16 protein-coding genes are annotated in these 16705 nt (G+C 49.5%); 8 read left to right on the top strand and 8 right to left on the bottom strand.

All coding sequences use genetic code 11. The annotated features are described in order from the left end of the window. The first annotated feature begins 53 nt into the window (after window positions 1–53). From ctaC to AC8GFK_RS04005, 5 genes are read left to right on the top strand one after another with little or no spacing between them, the layout of a single operon-like run. Window positions 54–827, top strand: coding sequence for an aa3-type cytochrome oxidase subunit II (ctaC, locus tag AC8GFK_RS04025; RefSeq protein WP_506624764.1), 774 nt, complete (start codon window positions 54–56; stop codon window positions 825–827). Continuing rightward, on the top strand, window positions 824–2482 hold the full coding sequence (ctaD, locus tag AC8GFK_RS04020) for an aa3-type cytochrome oxidase subunit I (RefSeq protein ID WP_095673629.1): 1659 nt from the start codon (window positions 824–826) through the stop codon (window positions 2480–2482). Before ctaC ends, ctaD begins: the two co-directional genes overlap by 4 nt. 2 nt (window positions 2483–2484) lie before the next feature. Continuing rightward, window positions 2485–2889 (top strand): cytochrome c oxidase subunit 4, encoded by a 405-nt coding sequence (locus tag AC8GFK_RS04015; RefSeq protein ID WP_506624763.1) that lies wholly within the window; start codon window positions 2485–2487, stop codon window positions 2887–2889. 59 nt (window positions 2890–2948) lie between these two features. Next, window positions 2949–3773: a DMT family transporter gene (locus tag AC8GFK_RS04010; protein WP_506624762.1), complete on the top strand. Its 825-nt coding sequence runs from the start codon at window positions 2949–2951 to the stop codon at window positions 3771–3773. Between the two features lie 39 nt (window positions 3774–3812). Further along, on the top strand, window positions 3813–5165 hold the full coding sequence (locus AC8GFK_RS04005; RefSeq protein WP_506624761.1) for an aspartate aminotransferase family protein: 1353 nt from the start codon (window positions 3813–3815) through the stop codon (window positions 5163–5165). Window positions 5166–5215: 50 nt separating this feature from the next. Here the strand turns inward: AC8GFK_RS04005 and qcrB are convergent, their stop codons facing one another. Genes qcrB through ctaE form a run of 4 tightly spaced genes read right to left on the bottom strand, consistent with a single transcriptional unit; the run spans window position 5216 to window position 9248 of the window. After that, on the bottom strand, window positions 5216–6805 hold the full coding sequence (qcrB, locus tag AC8GFK_RS04000; protein ID WP_095673625.1) for a cytochrome bc1 complex cytochrome b subunit: 1590 nt from the start codon (window positions 6803–6805) through the stop codon (window positions 5216–5218). After that, complete coding sequence (gene qcrA, locus AC8GFK_RS03995; protein WP_506624760.1) at window positions 6802–7797, bottom strand: cytochrome bc1 complex Rieske iron-sulfur subunit; 996 nt, start codon at window positions 7795–7797, stop codon at window positions 6802–6804. The genes qcrB and qcrA overlap by 4 nt, the downstream gene beginning before the upstream one ends. A gap of 3 nt (window positions 7798–7800) precedes the next feature. Then, window positions 7801–8592, bottom strand: a complete 792-nt coding sequence (gene qcrC, locus AC8GFK_RS03990; protein WP_506624759.1) for a cytochrome bc1 complex diheme cytochrome c subunit — start codon at window positions 8590–8592, stop codon at window positions 7801–7803. Window positions 8593–8618: 26 nt separating this feature from the next. Continuing rightward, window positions 8619–9248: an aa3-type cytochrome oxidase subunit III gene (gene ctaE / locus AC8GFK_RS03985; RefSeq protein ID WP_095673622.1), complete on the bottom strand. Its 630-nt coding sequence runs from the start codon at window positions 9246–9248 to the stop codon at window positions 8619–8621. A gap of 152 nt (window positions 9249–9400) precedes the next feature. On the opposite strand from ctaE, the gene AC8GFK_RS03980 reads away from it, so the two are divergent. Further along, window positions 9401–9841, top strand: coding sequence for a hypothetical protein (locus AC8GFK_RS03980; RefSeq protein WP_095673621.1), 441 nt, complete (start codon window positions 9401–9403; stop codon window positions 9839–9841). 10 nt (window positions 9842–9851) lie between these two features. Beyond that, on the top strand, window positions 9852–10904 hold the full coding sequence (gene trpD / locus AC8GFK_RS03975; protein ID WP_506624758.1) for an anthranilate phosphoribosyltransferase: 1053 nt from the start codon (window positions 9852–9854) through the stop codon (window positions 10902–10904). Here the strand turns inward: trpD and AC8GFK_RS03970 are convergent. Then, window positions 10879–11541: an exonuclease domain-containing protein gene (locus AC8GFK_RS03970; RefSeq protein ID WP_506624757.1), complete on the bottom strand. Its 663-nt coding sequence runs from the start codon at window positions 11539–11541 to the stop codon at window positions 10879–10881. The two genes, trpD and AC8GFK_RS03970, sit on opposite strands and share 26 nt — an antisense overlap. Before the next feature lie 52 nt (window positions 11542–11593). On the opposite strand from AC8GFK_RS03970, the gene AC8GFK_RS03965 reads away from it, so the two are divergent. Beyond that, on the top strand, window positions 11594–12361 hold the full coding sequence (locus AC8GFK_RS03965; protein WP_506624756.1) for an alpha/beta hydrolase: 768 nt from the start codon (window positions 11594–11596) through the stop codon (window positions 12359–12361). Here the strand turns inward: AC8GFK_RS03965 and hutH are convergent. Genes hutH through hutU form a run of 3 tightly spaced genes read right to left on the bottom strand, consistent with a single transcriptional unit; the run spans window position 12342 to window position 16683 of the window. Continuing rightward, window positions 12342–13859 (bottom strand): histidine ammonia-lyase, encoded by a 1518-nt coding sequence (hutH, locus tag AC8GFK_RS03960; RefSeq protein WP_506624755.1) that lies wholly within the window; start codon window positions 13857–13859, stop codon window positions 12342–12344. The genes AC8GFK_RS03965 and hutH overlap by 20 nt on opposite strands. Continuing rightward, window positions 13847–15016 carry an imidazolonepropionase gene (gene hutI, locus AC8GFK_RS03955; RefSeq protein ID WP_506624754.1) on the bottom strand — a complete coding sequence of 390 codons (1170 nt, stop codon included), beginning with the start codon at window positions 15014–15016 and terminating at the stop codon, window positions 13847–13849. Before hutI ends, hutH begins: the two co-directional genes overlap by 13 nt. Further along, a complete protein-coding gene (gene hutU, locus AC8GFK_RS03950; RefSeq protein ID WP_095673615.1) occupies window positions 15013–16683 on the bottom strand; it encodes a urocanate hydratase in 1671 nt (556 codons plus the stop codon). The genes hutI and hutU overlap by 4 nt, the downstream gene beginning before the upstream one ends. Window positions 16684–16705 lie beyond the last annotated feature (22 nt).

The following is a 16705-nucleotide window of genomic DNA, read 5'->3' as shown; positions in this document are numbered from 1 at the left end:
GAACGCTACTCGCTCGGGCGAGCGTCCGCACGTCGCACCACTATCCTTAGCCCATGTCGTCACAAGCTCCGCGCAGCAAGCGCATTATCCGAGTCGCAGCGATCTTTGTCCCCGCGCTACTCCTCCTCTCTGGCTGCTCATTTAAGTCAGAAGATATTTCAGGCATGGGTTTTCCAAAGGGAGTTTCGAGCGTCAATGACATCTCGCTCTCTTTGTGGCAAGGCGCATGGATTGCAGGCGGAGTCGTTGGCGTTTTCACGCTCATTCTTATCTTGTGGCCAGCCGTCTTTCACCGTGCAAAGGCGAGCAAAGGTGAGTTCCCTAAGCAGACTCAGTACAACATTCCAGTTGAAATTCTCTACACCGTCATTCCTTTTATCATCGTTGCAGTTCTCTTCTACTTCACCGCTGTAAAAGAGACAAAGATTGTTGATAAGACATCACCTGTGAAGCACGAAATCACCGTCGAAGGTTTTCAATGGTCATGGCAATTTGGTTACCCAGAAGCAGGTAAGGAAGCAGTTGTAACTGGCACACCTGCAAAGGCTCCAACTCTCTATCTTCCACTTGGCGAGTCAGTTCGATTTACATTGACAGCAAATGATGTTGTTCACGGATTTTGGATTCCAGCGTTCATGATTCAAATGCAGAACTTGCCAGGAGAAGTTAATAAATTGCAATTCACTGCAAATAAATTGGGCGAGTTCCCGGGTCGATGCAACATTCTCTGCGGTCGTAATCACTCGCAGATGCTTTTCACAGTAAAAGTTGTAACGCCCGAGCAATATCAAAAGTATCTTGATTCATTGAAGGTGAGCGCAGCATGACAACATTCGCAGAGCGTCCAACGATTTCAGCGCCAGCCCAGGGAGTTCAAAAGACTTCTCTTGGAAGCCAATTCGTAAAGACAATCACCTCAACCGATCACAAGCGCATTGGATACCTTTACCTGGCAACATCATTTGCGTGGTTCCTTATCGGTGGCCTCTTGGCGCTACTTCTTCGCGTTGAACTTACCCGTCCAGGAATGCAGTTCCTGAGCGTTGAGCAGTACAACCAGATCTTCACAATGCACGGAACAATCATGCTTCTGATGTTTGCAACTCCGCTGTTCGTTGGATTTGCAAACGTGATTATGCCTTTGCAGATCGGCGCAGCAGACGTTGCCTTCCCGCGCTTGAACATGCTTTCTTACTGGCTCTTCCTCTTTGGTTCGATTCAGGCAGTTGCTGGGTTCTTAACTCCAGGTGGCGCTGCATCATTCGGATGGACTGCATACGCACCACTTGCTAACTCGACTTATTCACCTGGAATCGGTGGCGATCTCTGGGTTATGGGTCTTGCCATTTCTGGTCTCGGCACAATTCTTGGTGGCGTCAACTTCATTACAACTATCTTCACAATGCGCGCACCTGGAATGACGATGTTCCGTATGTCGATCTTCTCTTGGAACGTGCTGCTTACTTCAATTCTTGTTCTTCTTGCATTCCCTCCATTGGCTGCAGCGCTCTTGGGTCTTGAGTCAGATCGCCTCTTTGGTACGCATCTCTTTGATCCTGCAAATGGTGGAGCCATGTTGTGGCAACACTTGTTCTGGTTCTTTGGACACCCCGAGGTTTACATCCTGGCGCTTCCGTTCTTCGGAATTGCAACTGAAATCTTGCCGGTCTTTAGCCGTAAGCCAATCTTTGGTTACAAAGGTTTGATTGCTGCAACTATCGCAATCTCAGCGCTCTCTGTTGCAGTGTGGGCTCACCACATGTTCGCATCAGGCAAGGTGCTTCTTCCATTCTTCTCATTTATGACATTCCTCATCGGTGTTCCAACTGGAGTTAAGTTCTTCAACTGGATCGGCACAATGTGGCGTGGCCACGTCACCTTCGAAACACCGATGCTCTGGGTCATGGGCTTCCTCGTGACATTCCTCTTCGGAGGAATCACTGGAATCATCCTTGCTTCACCACCACTGGATTTCGCAGTCTCCGCTTCCTACTTCGTTGTTGCGCACTTCCACTATGTACTTTTCGGAACTGTGGTCTTCGCGATGTTCGCAGGCTTCTACTTCTGGTGGCCTAAGTTCACAGGTCGCATGCTCAACGAACGTCTTGGAAAGATTCACTTCTGGACGCTCTTCTTCGGTTTCCACCTCACGTTCCTAATCCAGCACTGGCTTGGAATTAAGGGCTTCCCACGTCGTTACGCTGATTACTTAGCTACCGATGGATTTACTGGAATGAACATGATTTCAACAGTCGGCTCATTCCTCTTAGCTCTTTCAATGATTCCATTCTTTGTAAACGTCTGGATCACACGAAAGTCACCGTTGGTCAATGTTGATGACCCATGGGGCTACGGAGCATCTCTCGAGTGGGCGACTTCATGTCCGCCACCACGACATAACTTCACATCAATGCCACGCATTCGTTCAGAGCGCCCAGCATTTGATCTCCACCATCCTCACATTAAGACAGAAGGACACTAATCATGAAGGCTAATTGGAAACTCTTTGTTGGACTTTCAGTCTTCTATGTCATCATGGCAGTTGTTTATTACGTAGTTGGTGGGGAAGCGGTCGGCATTACCGGCATGATTCTTGCCGCATGTTTAGCTGGCATGGTCGGTTTCTATATCTGGTTTACGCAGAAGCGCATCGGCTTTGATATTCCATCAGATGATCTCAATGCAGAAATCGCAGATGATGCCGGCGAACTTGGTTTCTATAGCCCACATTCATGGTGGCCTCTTCCGGTCGCACTCAGCGCAACAGCTATGGGACTTGGATTGATTATTGGTTGGTGGCTCACTCTCATTGCACTTGGCGCTCTCGTTATCAGCATCATCGGAATGGTGACTGAGTACGAAAAGCCAGTACACATTTCGACCCACTAAAGATCGCTCGATCCCTTTAAGTGAAGAGGCTCGTCTCCGCTGCTCCTTGGATTTTCATTGTGATCTGGAGTTCGGGATTTGTTGTTGCAAAGTTCGCATTTGCTGACGCTGATGCGCTCTACTTTCTAGCGATCCGTTTGATCCTGGCAGCGCTCATACTTTTTATCTTGACCCTTGTTCTTCGCCAGCCCGTACGACTGTCTCGAACTGATCTCAAAGCTTCTCTGCTGATTGGCCTTGCGCTACACGGCCTCTATCTCGCAGGTGTTTGGTATGCGGTAGAACTAGGCGCTCCAGCTGGGCTGTCATCTGTTATTACAAGCATGCAACCAATCATCGTTTCTTTACTCGCAGTGCAGTTGCTTTCTGAACCTCTGACTCGTAGACAAATGTCAGGGCTCGTCTTCGGATTAGCGGGTGTCGTTTTAGTTGTACTGCCAAAACTTTCAGCTGCTGATGGTTTTACCGCTGAGTCTCTGGCCTTTCTCTTTATGGCGCTAGCTGGAAGTACGATCGCAACCCTTCTTCAAAAGAAGATTGGTCACTCGATTCCACTCATGATTGGCACCACCTATCAATTCGCGGTTGCTGGTGTAGTTCTCCTTCTTGTTTCCATAGCAAGAGGCAAGACTTCGATAGAGCTAACCCACACAACGTTCTGGACGATGGCGTGGGCGGTCTTGGTTACTTCGATTGCCGCTGTTCTGCTCTTGCTATGGCTCTTGAATAAGGGATCGGCTGCAAAAGTCTCAAGCCTTCTCTACCTTGTGCCTCCGATGGCAGTCTTGCAAGCCTTCATTCTCTTCGGCGAGAAGGTTTCAGCCATCGGAATTATTGGAATCGCCATGACAGCGATGGGCGTTGCACTCGTAATTCGAAGTTAGCTTCTCACTTTTTTCGCAGAGAACTGATTGAATATGGCCATGACTCAACCACCTGCAGACCCAACACGCGGCAAAGAGGTCGCTGACCTTGATCGTTCCTATGTATTTCACTCATGGTCAGCTCAAGCCCAGATTTCTCCTTTGCCTGTTGCAGGGGGAGAAGGAAGTTACTTCTGGGATTTCGATGGAAATAAGTATCTGGATTTTTCAAGTCAGTTGGTCTTTACAAATATTGGCCACCAACACCCCAAGGTAATTAACGCAATTCAGGAACAAGCGGCGCTCTACACAACCGTGGCTCCTCAGCACGCAAACGAAGCGCGCGGTAGAGCTGCACAGAAAATCACCGAACGCGCTGGTGCTCACCACAACAAAGTCTTCTTTACCAATGGTGGGGCAGATGGCATCGAGAATGCGATCCGTTTAGTTCGACTTCACACCAATCGTCACAAAGTTCTCTCTTTCTACCGCAGTTATCACGGCAATACAGGGGCCGCCATCACATCAACTGGTGACCCACGCCGTTGGCCTAACGAGTACTCATATGGACACGTTCATTTCTTCGGTCCGTATCTCTATCGCTCAGCATTCTGGTCACAGAACGAAGAAGAAGAGTGCAAGCGCGCCCTCGAACATCTCGAGCAAGTAATCATCTTCGAAGGTCCAAATACCGTTGCTGCAATTCTCATCGAATCAGTCGTGGGCACAGCAGGTGTTCTTGTACCTCCAACTGGATACCTTGAAGGCGTTCGCGCACTCTGCGATAAGTACGGAATCAAATGGATTGCCGATGAAGTCATGTCAGGCTTTGGCCGCACAGGTAAGTGGTTTGCCTACCAACACTCTTCTGTCGAACCTGATCTCATTGTCTTCGCGAAGGGCGTTAATAGCGGTTATGTCCCACTTGGCGGCGTTGTTATCAGTGATGAAATCGCTGCAACCTTCAACGATCGAGTATTCCCGGGCGGTCTGACCTATAGCGGACATCCACTCGCAACTGCAGCAGCTGTTGCCACCATCGATGTGATGGCAGAAGAGAAGATGGTCGAAAATGCTGCGGCAATCGGTGAGAATGTCATTAAGCCACTTCTTCAAGAGTTGATGGCCAAACATAAAGTTATCGGAGAAGTACGCGGTAAAGGTGTCTTCTGGGCTCTTGACCTTGTTACTGATCGTGCAACTCGTGCGCCTCTTGCCCCATATGGAGCATCAAGTCCTGCGATGAATGAATTAGTTGCTGCGTGCAAGAAGCTAGGGCTATTCCCATTCAACAACTACAACAGAATGCATATCTGCCCACCATGCAATGTGACTGAAGCGGAAATTCGTGAAGGCTTTGCAATTCTCGATCAAGCCTTCGCAAGTATTGCCCACCACTACACAGGCGCATAAAAAAACGACCCTGCTCACATTGCGCGAGACAGGGTCGTTTCTTTAATTACTTAGTGATGTCCTTCTAGTTCACGGCGCTCAGTTGCTGTCGCCTTTGGTACGGCAACAGCATTAGCGCGTGAGATTCTGTTACGAATCTTGTTCTTAAGCGCTGCAGGGCGACGAACTCCAGCTGAATCATGCTCAGGTAGTTCGAGTGGAGCTAGCTGCTCGTGAGATGTAAGAAGCCATGCCTTCTCTGGAGAGATTGGCTCATGTACTTCCACAAATTCACCACTAGGCATACGAACGAGTCGACCTGTTTCGCGGCCATGAAGGACGAGATCGCGATCTGCGCGTTGTAGCGATAGGCAGAGACGTTTCGTCACTACGAAAGCTATCGGTGGGAGAACGATGACACCGATTCGAGAGAACCACATCATCTGATTGATTGTTAAATCAAACGTTGTTGCAATTATGTCGTTACCGCCGTTAAGCAGAGAAACCAATGTAAATGTCAGCGCCATGGCACCAATAGCTGTGCGGTTCGGCGCATTACGTGGACGATCAAGGAGATGGTGTTCGCGCTTATCTCCAGTAGCCCAGCTCTCAATGAATGGATAGAGAGCAAGTCCGGTAAACATAATTCCCGGCAAGATCAATCCTGGAATCAAAATGTTCCATGAGACTGTGTAGCCAAATGCATGCGTTTCCAGTGGGGGAGCCATACGAACTAGTCCGTCGAGCCATCCCATATACCAATCGGGTTGTGAACCGGCTGAAATTTGTCCAGGTGTATATGGACCGTAGAGCCAGATGGGGTTAATGGATGCAACCGCTCCGAGAAAGGCTGTCACACCGAATACGATGAAGAAGAATCCACCAGCCTTTGCCATGTAGACGGGCATCAATGGATAGCCAACTACGTTCTTCTCCGTACGACCTGGACCAGGGAATTGAGTGTGCTTCTGATACCAGACCAACATCAAGTGCACTGTGATGAGTGCAAGGAAGATGCCAGGCAGCAAGAGAACGTGAACTGTATAAATACGTGGAATAAATGCTTCACCTGGGAATGCTCCACCGAATGCGAAGAATGCTAGGTAGGAACCGACAACAGGAAGCGCTTGAATAATCGCTTCTGCAATACGGATACCTGTCCCTGAGAGAAGGTCATCAGGAAGTGAGTAACCCAAGAAACCTTCAACGATTCCGAGAGTAAGAAGTCCGACGCCGATAATCCAGTTAAATTCACGTGGTTTACGGAATGCGCCAGTGAAGTAAACGCGGAGAAGGTGGACAACGATTCCGACCATAAAGATCAAGGCAGCCCAGTGGTGAATCTGACGCATCAGAAGACCACCGCGAACTTCGAATGAGATATCGAGTGTCGATGCGTATGCCGCAGACATCTCAAGCCCCTTAAGCGGTTCGTAAGAACCGTCATAGACAACTTCCTTCATGGAAGGGTCGAACCAGAATGTCAGGAATGTTCCAGAGAGAAGAAGGATGACGAATGAGTAAAGGCAGATTTCGCCAAGTAAGAATGACCAGTGATCAGGGAAGACCTTTGTGAGGTTCTTCTTCATCCACTTTGCAGCACCAGTGCGATCGTCTACATATCCTGCGACGTTACCGGCGATTCGTTCGCGTGCTGTCATGATGAGCGCTCCCAGAAGCTAGGTCCAACAGGTTCATTAAATGGTGCTTGGGCTACTAGGTAACCGTCAGCATCTACAGTGATTGCCAATTGTGGCAGAGGTCGCGCAGCGGGGCCAAAGATAACTTTTGCCGCTCGCGTGACATCGAATGTTGATTGGTGGCATGGGCAGAGCAGGTGCTTGGTCTGCTGCTCGTAGAGAGCAACCGCGCAGCCCATATGTGAACAAATCTTTGAGAAGGCGATGATGCCCTCATGTGTCCATGAAAGACGCTCTGCATCAAGATTGAACTCTTCAGGACGAAGGCGGATCAGCAAGACTGCATCTTTTCCAATGTCGGCAAGTGAGCGGTGATCTTCACCGGCTGGCAATTCAGGAAGAGTCTGGGCAACTGCGCCAACTTCAAGATCTTCTGGACGCAATGGGCGATCACCTGGATCGGTAACTAAGCGAGTGCCTGCTTTCCATGAAGTCTTCGAAAGTTCATCACCTGGAAGAGGCCCTAAATCGCGAAGAAGAATAAGGGGAGAAAGTGCTGAAAGACCTAGGGCTGCACCCAATGTGCGCTTAATGAGCGGACGGCGTCCAAGTCCTGCAGATGCTGCACCTTCTTTAACTGTCTTTACAAAGTTAGAGCGATCTTCATCTTCTGAACGAAATTCATGACGTTGCGCTACAACTTCTTCGTCAGGCATCAAAGTCTTTGCCCAGTGAATCAAGCCAGCACCGATACAGAAGAGCGCAATCGCCATTCCCATACCGAGACCTAGCTGATGTGCATTTGTTTCACCTAAGACAGGGATAAAGATGAAAGTCTCATCTGAGATAAAAAAGTAAGAGAAGATAAGAAGAAGGGTTCCAAGTGCTGAAAGCATAAAGAGAATCGCGACCTGACGTTCTGCGCGTGCTGCAGCAACGGGATCGATATCGGCTTGGCGATGAACGTGAGCAGGAAGTCCTGGATCCTTGATTAATTCGATCTCGTTAGACATTTCTTATCTCGCCTTCATAGCTAGCCAGACTGCAAAACCAATGAGCAGTCCGATTCCAAGTGTCCATGCAAGCAACCCTTCGGTTACTGGTCCTACGCGACCAAGTGCAGCACCACCAAGTTGTGGTTCAGCTTCTGCAGCCTTAACCCATTTGATGATGGAGAGCTTCTCTTCTGGTGTCAGTGTCTTATCGCTAAACACTGGCATTGATTGTGGACCAGTAATCATCGCTTCGTAGATATGACGTGGAGTAACACCCATCAAAGTTGGTGCGTACTTACCTTGAGTAAGAGCGCCACCTTGTGCAGCAAAGTTGTGGCACATTGCGCAGTTAGTGCGGAAGAGTTCGCCACCTTCTGCAACAGAGCCATCTCGTTCGTAATTTAAAAGTTCTTCGCCAGGAATCTGTGGCCCTGGTGCAAGGGATGCAACGTAAGTGGCTAACGCATTCACTTCTTCTGCATCATAAACAGGCGGCTTGCGCATAGCCTGGCTGCTCATATCTGCCATGGGCATACGCCCTGTGGCAACCTGGAAATCTACAGAAGCTGCACCGACGCCAATAAGTGAAGGAGCAATCTGGCTTCCTTCAGCGTTGAGGCCGTGACATGAAGAGCAACCCTTAAGGAAGATCTGTTTACCCTCTTCGATAACTGCCGAGCGATCAGCTGTTGTTGGGGCTTCATTATTCACAGCACTCGCAACTTGGAATGTTGTGCCAATGGTGAAGAGAGCAAAGATCAAAAGAATTGGTCCTGCTGCACGATGTCTGCGTAGACGCGAGAGGCGCTTCACTGATTTCCTTTCAGTCGGGGTGGTAATTATTTAATGAGGTAGATAGAGGCGAAGAGAGCAATCCATACAACGTCCACGAAGTGCCAGTAATAAGAAACAACGATTGCTGTTGTTGCTTGACCTTGTGTAAAGCGACGAGCCTTAGCAACGCGGACCATGACGATGAGGAATGCGATGAGGCCACCTGTTACGTGGAGTCCGTGGAAACCAGTTGCGAGGTAGAAGACGGAACCGTATGCAGTAGATGAAAGAGTCATTCCTTCAGCAACGAGGTGTGCATATTCGTAAACCTGACCTGCGATAAAGAATCCACCCATAAGGAATGTCATGGAGAACCATTCGCGCATTCCCCAAGATGAAATCTTCCAGAGAGCGCCATCGCGGCGAGCTTGGTAACGCTCAGCGGCAAATACGCCGAACTGACATGTCACCGATGAGAGAACTAGAACTGTTGTGTTGAACGCTGCGAAGGGAATGTTGAGAATCTCTGTGGACTCAAGCCAAATTGCTGGGCCTTGCACTGCGCGTGTCGTGAAGTACATAGCGAAGAGTGCAGCGAAGAACATGAGCTCACTAGAGAGCCAAACGATTGTTCCAACAGCCACCATATTGGGGCGAGTGATCTTGTGGTGGGCGCTCACGCTGGTACTTGTCATGGGTGGCATTATTCCCGAAAAGGAGCGCACTAACCTATTTAGAGGGGTCGCCAAGAGCCCGTTTTTCCGCTCAACCGAGGTGAAAAGGGTCACCCATCGATGGCCACTTTTAGAGGTCAGAAGTTGAGCTTCTGGCTATTAGACTTTCGGCCATGACCTCGAATTCCGGCCTCAGAGAGCGCAAGTACTCCATCGTTCTTTACTCTGATGACGTCACCGTCCGTGAAGCAGTTATTGGGGCGCTGGGTTCTCGAGTAGCTCCGGATATGGCAGAACATGTCATCCATCAATTCGCGACCGGAGCAGCGCTTCGTCTCTTTGTTGATGCAAAGAAGCCAGGCAATGAGGCCCCCATCGATCTCTTTATCCTTGACGGAGAATCAGTTCCTGAAGGCGGAATCGGAATGGCTCGTCAGTTAAAGGATGAAGTATTCAACTGTCCTCCCGTTATGGTGATTACAGGTCGCAAGGAAGATGCTTGGCTTGCGGCTTGGTCACGCGCTGAGGCAAATGTTCTACACCCGGTAGATCCATTCACTCTTTCACATACAGTTGCCGAGCTGCTACGTGCTCGCACTGCTGCTACTGCGTAAGTAAGAAGCCATGTCCAATTCACAATTGAGTTGGAGTGCACTCGTTGAAAGACTCGAATCAGGTTTAGATCTCGAGCCGGAACAAATTCAAGGTGCCATGCGCCAAATTCTGAGCGGTGAATCAGATGTTGAGAATGTAAAGAAATTTCTTATTGCTTTAAAGAACAAGGGCGAAACCTCTGATGAAGTTGGAGCTCTCGTTGCAGAGATGTATGCCCACTCTGGGCCAATCAATATCGCCGAGCGAGCAGTTGACACTGTAGGAACAGGCGGCGATGGCGCTCACACAATTAATATTTCGACGACCGCTGCAATCATTGCTGCGGCCGCAGGTGCTCGCGTCGTCAAACATGGAAATCGGGCAGTGTCCTCAAAATCTGGGGCATCTGATTTCCTTGAAGCGCTAGGTGTAGTTCCGGGACTTGATGGTCCAGGCGTTGAACGTACTGTTCGCGAACTCGGCATCGGTTTCTGCTTTGCGCCAATATTTCATCCCGCCATGAGGTTTGCAGCACCTGCACGAAAAGAGCTCGGGGTGCCCACTGTCTTTAATATTTTGGGACCGCTTGCAAATCCTGCAAAGCCACAGGCCGCAGCTATCGGTGTAGCCAATGAGCGAATGCATTTAGTGATGGCCCAAGTTCTAGCTGAAAAGGGTTGCGATGGTTTTGTATTCCGAGGCGACGATGGCCTTGATGAAATTACGCTTGTCACCACAACGTCAGTTCTCTCGATTGGCAGAGAAGAGATCAAGAGCGACCGAATCGATGCGAAGGATTTCGGAATGCAGAACGCACCGATTGAAGCAATCGTTGGTGGAGATGCGCAGGAAAATGCACAAATTTCACGCGCCATCTTTGCAGGAGAAAGAGGCGCTCCCCGAGACGCAGTTCTTCTCAATGCAGCAGCAGCAATCGCAGCATTTGAAGGCGACCTGGAGGGTGACATCAAGCAGCGTTTAACTCTTGGATTAGAACGCGCAAAGAACGCGGTCGATTCTGGAGCGGCGCTAGAACTTCTTAATAAATGGGCAGCTCTTACTCAGCAGATTTCTGCTTCTTAGCTTTCTTGCCAAAGTTGTTTAACTCTTCAAGAGTGTAGATATCGTGCGACCCCAAGCGTTCGAGTAGCCCGTGGAAAACATCGACAGTCGCACGGGCATCATCTAAAGCCCTGTGATTGGGAGTTGTCTGCGTTCCGAAGAATTCGGCAAGTGTGCCGAGTTTGCAATTAGGTACTTCATCTCGCGATAGAACTTTGCGAGCGATGATTGCGGTGTCGAGAACTGGATATTTTGGCCAATCAAATCCATGGGCGCGAGCAGCAAAGGTAAGGAATGAGAGATCAAAGGGTGCGTTCTGAGCTACAAGAACTGTTTCATTGTGTGACCCGATGAATTCGAGAAGTGAGGGAAATATCTGCGCAATAGTGGGAGATTGAAAGACCATCTCATCAGTGATGCCGGTGAGATCGGTGATGTAGGCAGGAACAGGATGTTGTGGATCTATGAAGGTCTTGAACTCGCCGAGTACAACACCAGCGCGAACCTTGACCGCACCAATTTCAGTGATGCCTGCACCAAGATGAGGCGCCCCACCTGTAGTTTCGAGATCAATGACAACGAAAGTAATTTCGCTGAGTGGACGACCGAAATCTTGCAGAGTGCTCTGCCACGTTGCACTCTCAGATTTTTCGACCATATCCAAACCCTAGATGATTGCGATGACATCGGATGCGTAATACTCTCAATTCATGGCAGTTGAAGACGCACCCGCAGGTTTGATTAACGATTGGCATGCCGAAGGTCATGGCGCCAATAAGAAAATCGGAGTTCTTCTGGTTCATGGATTCACGGGTTCTCCCGCCTCGATGCGGCCATGGGCTGAGTACCTCAACCAGCGCGGATACACAGTCACCGTGCCTCTATTACCCGGGCACGGCACGACTCCTAAAGATCTCAACCTTGTGAAATGGCAAGAGTGGCCAGCAAAGGTAGAAAACGACCTTAATGCGTTGCTGCAATCGTGCGAAAAAGTATTTATCTGCGGGCTTTCAATGGGCGGTGGGACAACGCTGAATGTTGCAACGAGATATTCCAAGCAATTGGCTGGAATCATATTGGTCAATCCAATGATTCACGTGAAATTCATTCCGGCTCAGGTTGCTTGGGTTATTTCACGATTCCAGAAGATGCGTGACTCTGTGGGTGATGACATCAAGCGACCTGGTATCACCGAATATGGATACGACTCACTTCCTGCTGTAGGAGTCTATGAACTCCTCAAGATGCTTACCTATACGCGCAAGCGTCTACATGATGTAACCGTTCCTCTTCAGTTATTCCATAGCGTTGAAGACCACACGCTGCCGGTTTCAAACACTGAAATCATTATGCAGGGCGTGGGTTCTCGCGAGAAGAACCGCATCGAATTGGTAAATAGCTATCACGTTGCAACTCTCGATTATGACGCTGAAATCATCTTCGAGAATTCACGACTATTTATTGAATCGCACTCATAACTTTTCCGCCCATAACAAACTCTGTAGCTGCAACTAGTTCAGGGGAGAGATAGCGATCAGGGCCAGGTCCTGCAACGGTCTTTCGCAGTTCGCCAATAATCTTGGCCGAAACCGGACTTGGCGTTAGCGGAGCACGAAGTTCAATAGCGCGAGAAGCTGTAACTAATTCAATTGCGATGATTCGACTGAGATTGTCGACAGCTTTGCGTAGCTTGCGAGCTGCGGACCATCCCATTGAGACATGATCTTCTTGCATTGCAGAAGATGGAATCGAATCAACACTCGCAGGAGATGCTAGGCGCTTGTTCTCGCTAACGAGAGCAGCTTGCGTGTATTGCGCAATCATCAAACCTGAATCGACCCCAGGATCATCTGCAAGGAACGGCGGCAGTCCTGCGCTGCGGTTCTTATCGAGAGCTCTATCTGTGCGACGTTCAGCGATGCTGCCTAGATCGGCAACTGCAATAGCCAAGAAATCGAGAACATATGCAACGGGTGCACCGTGGAAGTTTCCGTTTGATGAAATTCTCCCATCTTCCAGAACCACGGGATTATCAATCACCGCGGAAAGTTCGCGAAGAGCGACGGTTGCTGCGTATTCGATAGTGTCGCGAACAGCGCCTGCAACCTGAGGTGCACAGCGAAGTGAGTATGCATCTTGTACGCGGTCATCGTTATGTAGATGTGAGGCAACAATTCCTGAGTCTTTAAGTGTTGCAAGCATGCGGGCCGCACTTGTAGCTTGGCCAGGATGCGAACGAAGTGGTTCATGTAGCTCGGGTATAAAGACTCGGTCAGTTCCGAGTAAACCTTCAACGCTCATTGCAGCGACAACATCTGCTGAATCGACCAGCATTCGCAAATCTTCAATTGCGAGAACAAGCATGCCGAGCATGCCATCGGTTCCGTTGATGAGAGCCAAACCCTCTTTCTCGGCCAACTGAACTGGTGAAATCTTCGCTTCAGCAAGTAGCTCTGGTACTGGGCGTTGTACACCGTTCTTATCAAGCGCTTCACCTTCACCCATCAATACAAGTGCGCAATGTGCAAGAGGTGCTAAATCACCACTGCATCCAAGAGAACCGAATTCACGAACAAGGGGAGTAATACCTGCGTTAAGAAGGTCTGCCATCGTTTGCGCAACCACGGGGCGAACACCAGTTTTCCCTGATGCGAGAGTCTTGAGTCGAAGTGCCATCAGCGCACGGACAACTTCTCGTTCAACAGGATCACCAACACCTGCAGCATGTGAACGAATAAGTGAGCGCTGGAGTTGGGTGCGAAGTTCTTGAGAAACATGTCGGTTCGCTAGAGCACCGAAGCCAGTTGAAATTCCATAGACAGGTGTTTCTGAGGCGGCAAGGCTTTCAACATGGTCACGCGAAGATTGCATAGCGGCGACCGATTGCGCGGAGAGTGTGACTCTGGCATTTCCTCGGGCGATTGCAACAACATCGCTAAATGTCATTCCTGATGTTGAGATTACTACTTCTGCCATGATGTCACTGCTCTTCCTGATTTGTAGGTACTGTGAACGAGATTTACGCCTGGACGATATGCAAGGTGGATATAACTGGAAGCTTCGAGAAGAACGAGATCAGCGCTCTTTCCAATAGCAAGTTGCCCAATGTCATCTCTGCGAAGCGCTTTCGCACCACCAAGCGTTGCTGCCAGAACTGCTTCTTCTACTGTGAAACCTAAGAGACTTACTGCGGCAGCGATACAGAAGGGCATTGACGTGGTATAGCTCGACCCAGGATTGCAATCAGATGCAATAGCCACTGTCGCGCCCGCATCGAGGAATCTGCGCCCAAGGTTGCTTTCAAGATGCGTTGAGAATTCAGCGCCCGGAAGTAAAGTGGCGACCGTATTGCTTGATGCAAGAAGCGCAATGTCCGCGTCTGTGGATTTACTTAAGTGATCTGCAGATGCTGCGCCAAGGCCAACTGCGATTTCTACGCCCTTGCCAGCGGTGAGCTGGTTTGCGTGAATGCGAGGCAACATGCCATGAGCAATTCCCGCTCGAAGAATCGCCTCGGATTGTTCAGGAGTAAATGCCCCCTGATCGCAGAATACGTCGACCCACTTAGCGCTCGATCGGGGAATTATTGAGTTAATGATCAGATCAACGTAAGCATCAGGATCTTGCTTGTACTCTTGAGGAATTACATGTGCTGCAAGCAACGTAGTCTCATCGGTAAAGCTCTTTGCTATTTCTATCGAACGAGATTCATCTGCTGCTGTGAGCCCGTATCCAGATTTAATCTCGATAGTGGTAGTTCCCGAAGAAAGTGCTTCGTTTAATAGGCGCCGGGCATTGTGTGCAAGATCTGAATCTGATGCTGCTCGTGTTGCGCCGACTGTCGAAGCTATTCCTCCAGCAGTGTATTTCTCACCCCGTGAACGTGCAGAGAACTCCTCGGCCCTATCTGCAGCAAAAATCAGATGGGAATGTGAATCAACAAAACCCGGAAGAAGCGTCTTACCAGAACAATCGATTTCATTGTCAACACCGGATGGTTTGCCATGCGTGATTGCTGCAATGAGCCCATCTTCCACAACAAGTGTGGCTCCTTTGAGAACGCCTAACGTTCCATCCCCGTGAGAGGCATTGGTGACAAGCGTTGCAATATTGGTGAAAGCTACGGAGCTCACTTGATAGGCGCACCGTTCAACATGGGAACGTGAACACCCTTATCGATGGCGACTTCCTTTGCATGTTCGTAACCAGCATCAACGTGTCGAATAACTCCCATGCCGGGGTCATTGGTAAGAACTCGTTCAAGTTTCTGAGCTGCAAGTGGTGTGCCATCTGCAACGCTTACCTGTCCGGCATGAATAGAACGACCGATACCGACGCCGCCACCATGATGAATGGAGACCCATGACGCACCAGAAGAAATATTGATCATGGCATTAAGTAGTGGCCAGTCTGCAATCGCATCTGATCCATCGAGCATCGCTTCAGATTCGCGATATGGAGAGGCCACGCTTCCGCAGTCAAGATGATCTCGCCCAATAACAATCGGCGCACTTACTTCGCCGCTTGCTACGAGGTCATTGAATTTCAAGCCAGCCTTATCGCGTTCGCCATAACCGAGCCAGCAAATACGCGCTGGCAAGCCTTCAAACTCCACGCGGTCTTGCGCCATCTTGATCCAACGATGAAGATGCTTATTTTCTGGGAATAGTTCAAGAACGGCTTGATCGGTGCGAGCAATATCTTTTGGATCTCCTGAGAGTGCAACCCATCTAAATGGGCCTTTTCCTTCGCAGAAAAGTGGACGAATGTAGGCAGGAATGAATCCAGGGAATTCGAAGGCTCGTTGATATCCACCTTGGCGGGCTTCATCGCGAATTGAATTTCCGTAATCAAAGACGACCGCGCCTTTATCTTGGAAGTTGACCATCGCTTCAACGTGCTTTGCCATTGATTCTTTGGCACGCTTAGCGAAGTCGACGGGATTGCGATCGGCGCTATCGCGTGCATCGTTGATATCAATGCCCTCAGGAATATAGAAGAGTGGGTCGTGAGCTGACGTTTGATCCGTCACGATATCGATCGGAACACCCATGGCAAATAGCTGGGGGAGAACTGTGGCGCTATTTCCAACAAGTCCGATTGAGATTGCTTTCTTCTCGCTCTTAGCTTTGACAGCCATAGAAACGGCATCCTCGAGGTTATCTGCAATGACATCGAGGTATCTCTTGCTGACGCGACGCTTCAGACGTGAACCATCGACATCGATAATGAGACAAGTTCCCTCATTCATTGTTACGGCAAGAGGTTGAGCGCCACCCATTCCGCCGCAACCACCTGTAACCGTCAAAGTTCCCGCAAGAGTTCCACCGAAATGCTTCTCGGCAACTGCTGCAAATGTTTCATATGTTCCCTGCAAGATTCCCTGAGTTCCAATGTAGATCCAAGAACCTGCAGTCATCTGTCCGTACATGGTGAGGCCAAGATCTTCAAGACGGCGGAACTCAGGCCACGTTGCCCAATCGCCAACTAGGTTTGAATTCGCAAGCAGAACGCGAGGAGCCCACTCATGGGTTTGAAATACGCCGACAGGCTTACCTGATTGAACCAACATGGTTTCATCATCTTTGAGATGAGTAAGAGTTTTAACCAGAGCATCGAATGATTCCCAGTTGCGAGCAGCTTTACCTGTACCGCCATAGACAACTAATTTGTCGGGATGTTCTGCCACTTCAGGATCGAGATTGTTCTGCAACATTCGAAGGGCGGCTTCTTGCCCCCATCCAACAGCGCTCTTTGTTGTTCCGCGAGGTGCTCTTACGGGGCGAGGTCCTGAAGTCATTTGAGCACTATATAACTGAGGT

Origin of the sequence: Planktophila turicensis (SeqCode) (assembly GCF_965234405.1) — a bacterium.
Taxonomy (GTDB): domain Bacteria; phylum Actinomycetota; class Actinomycetes; order Nanopelagicales; family Nanopelagicaceae; genus Planktophila; species Planktophila turicensis.
The sequence above is the reverse complement of the archived record's forward strand: the minus strand, read 5'-3'. Positions and strand labels throughout refer to the sequence as shown.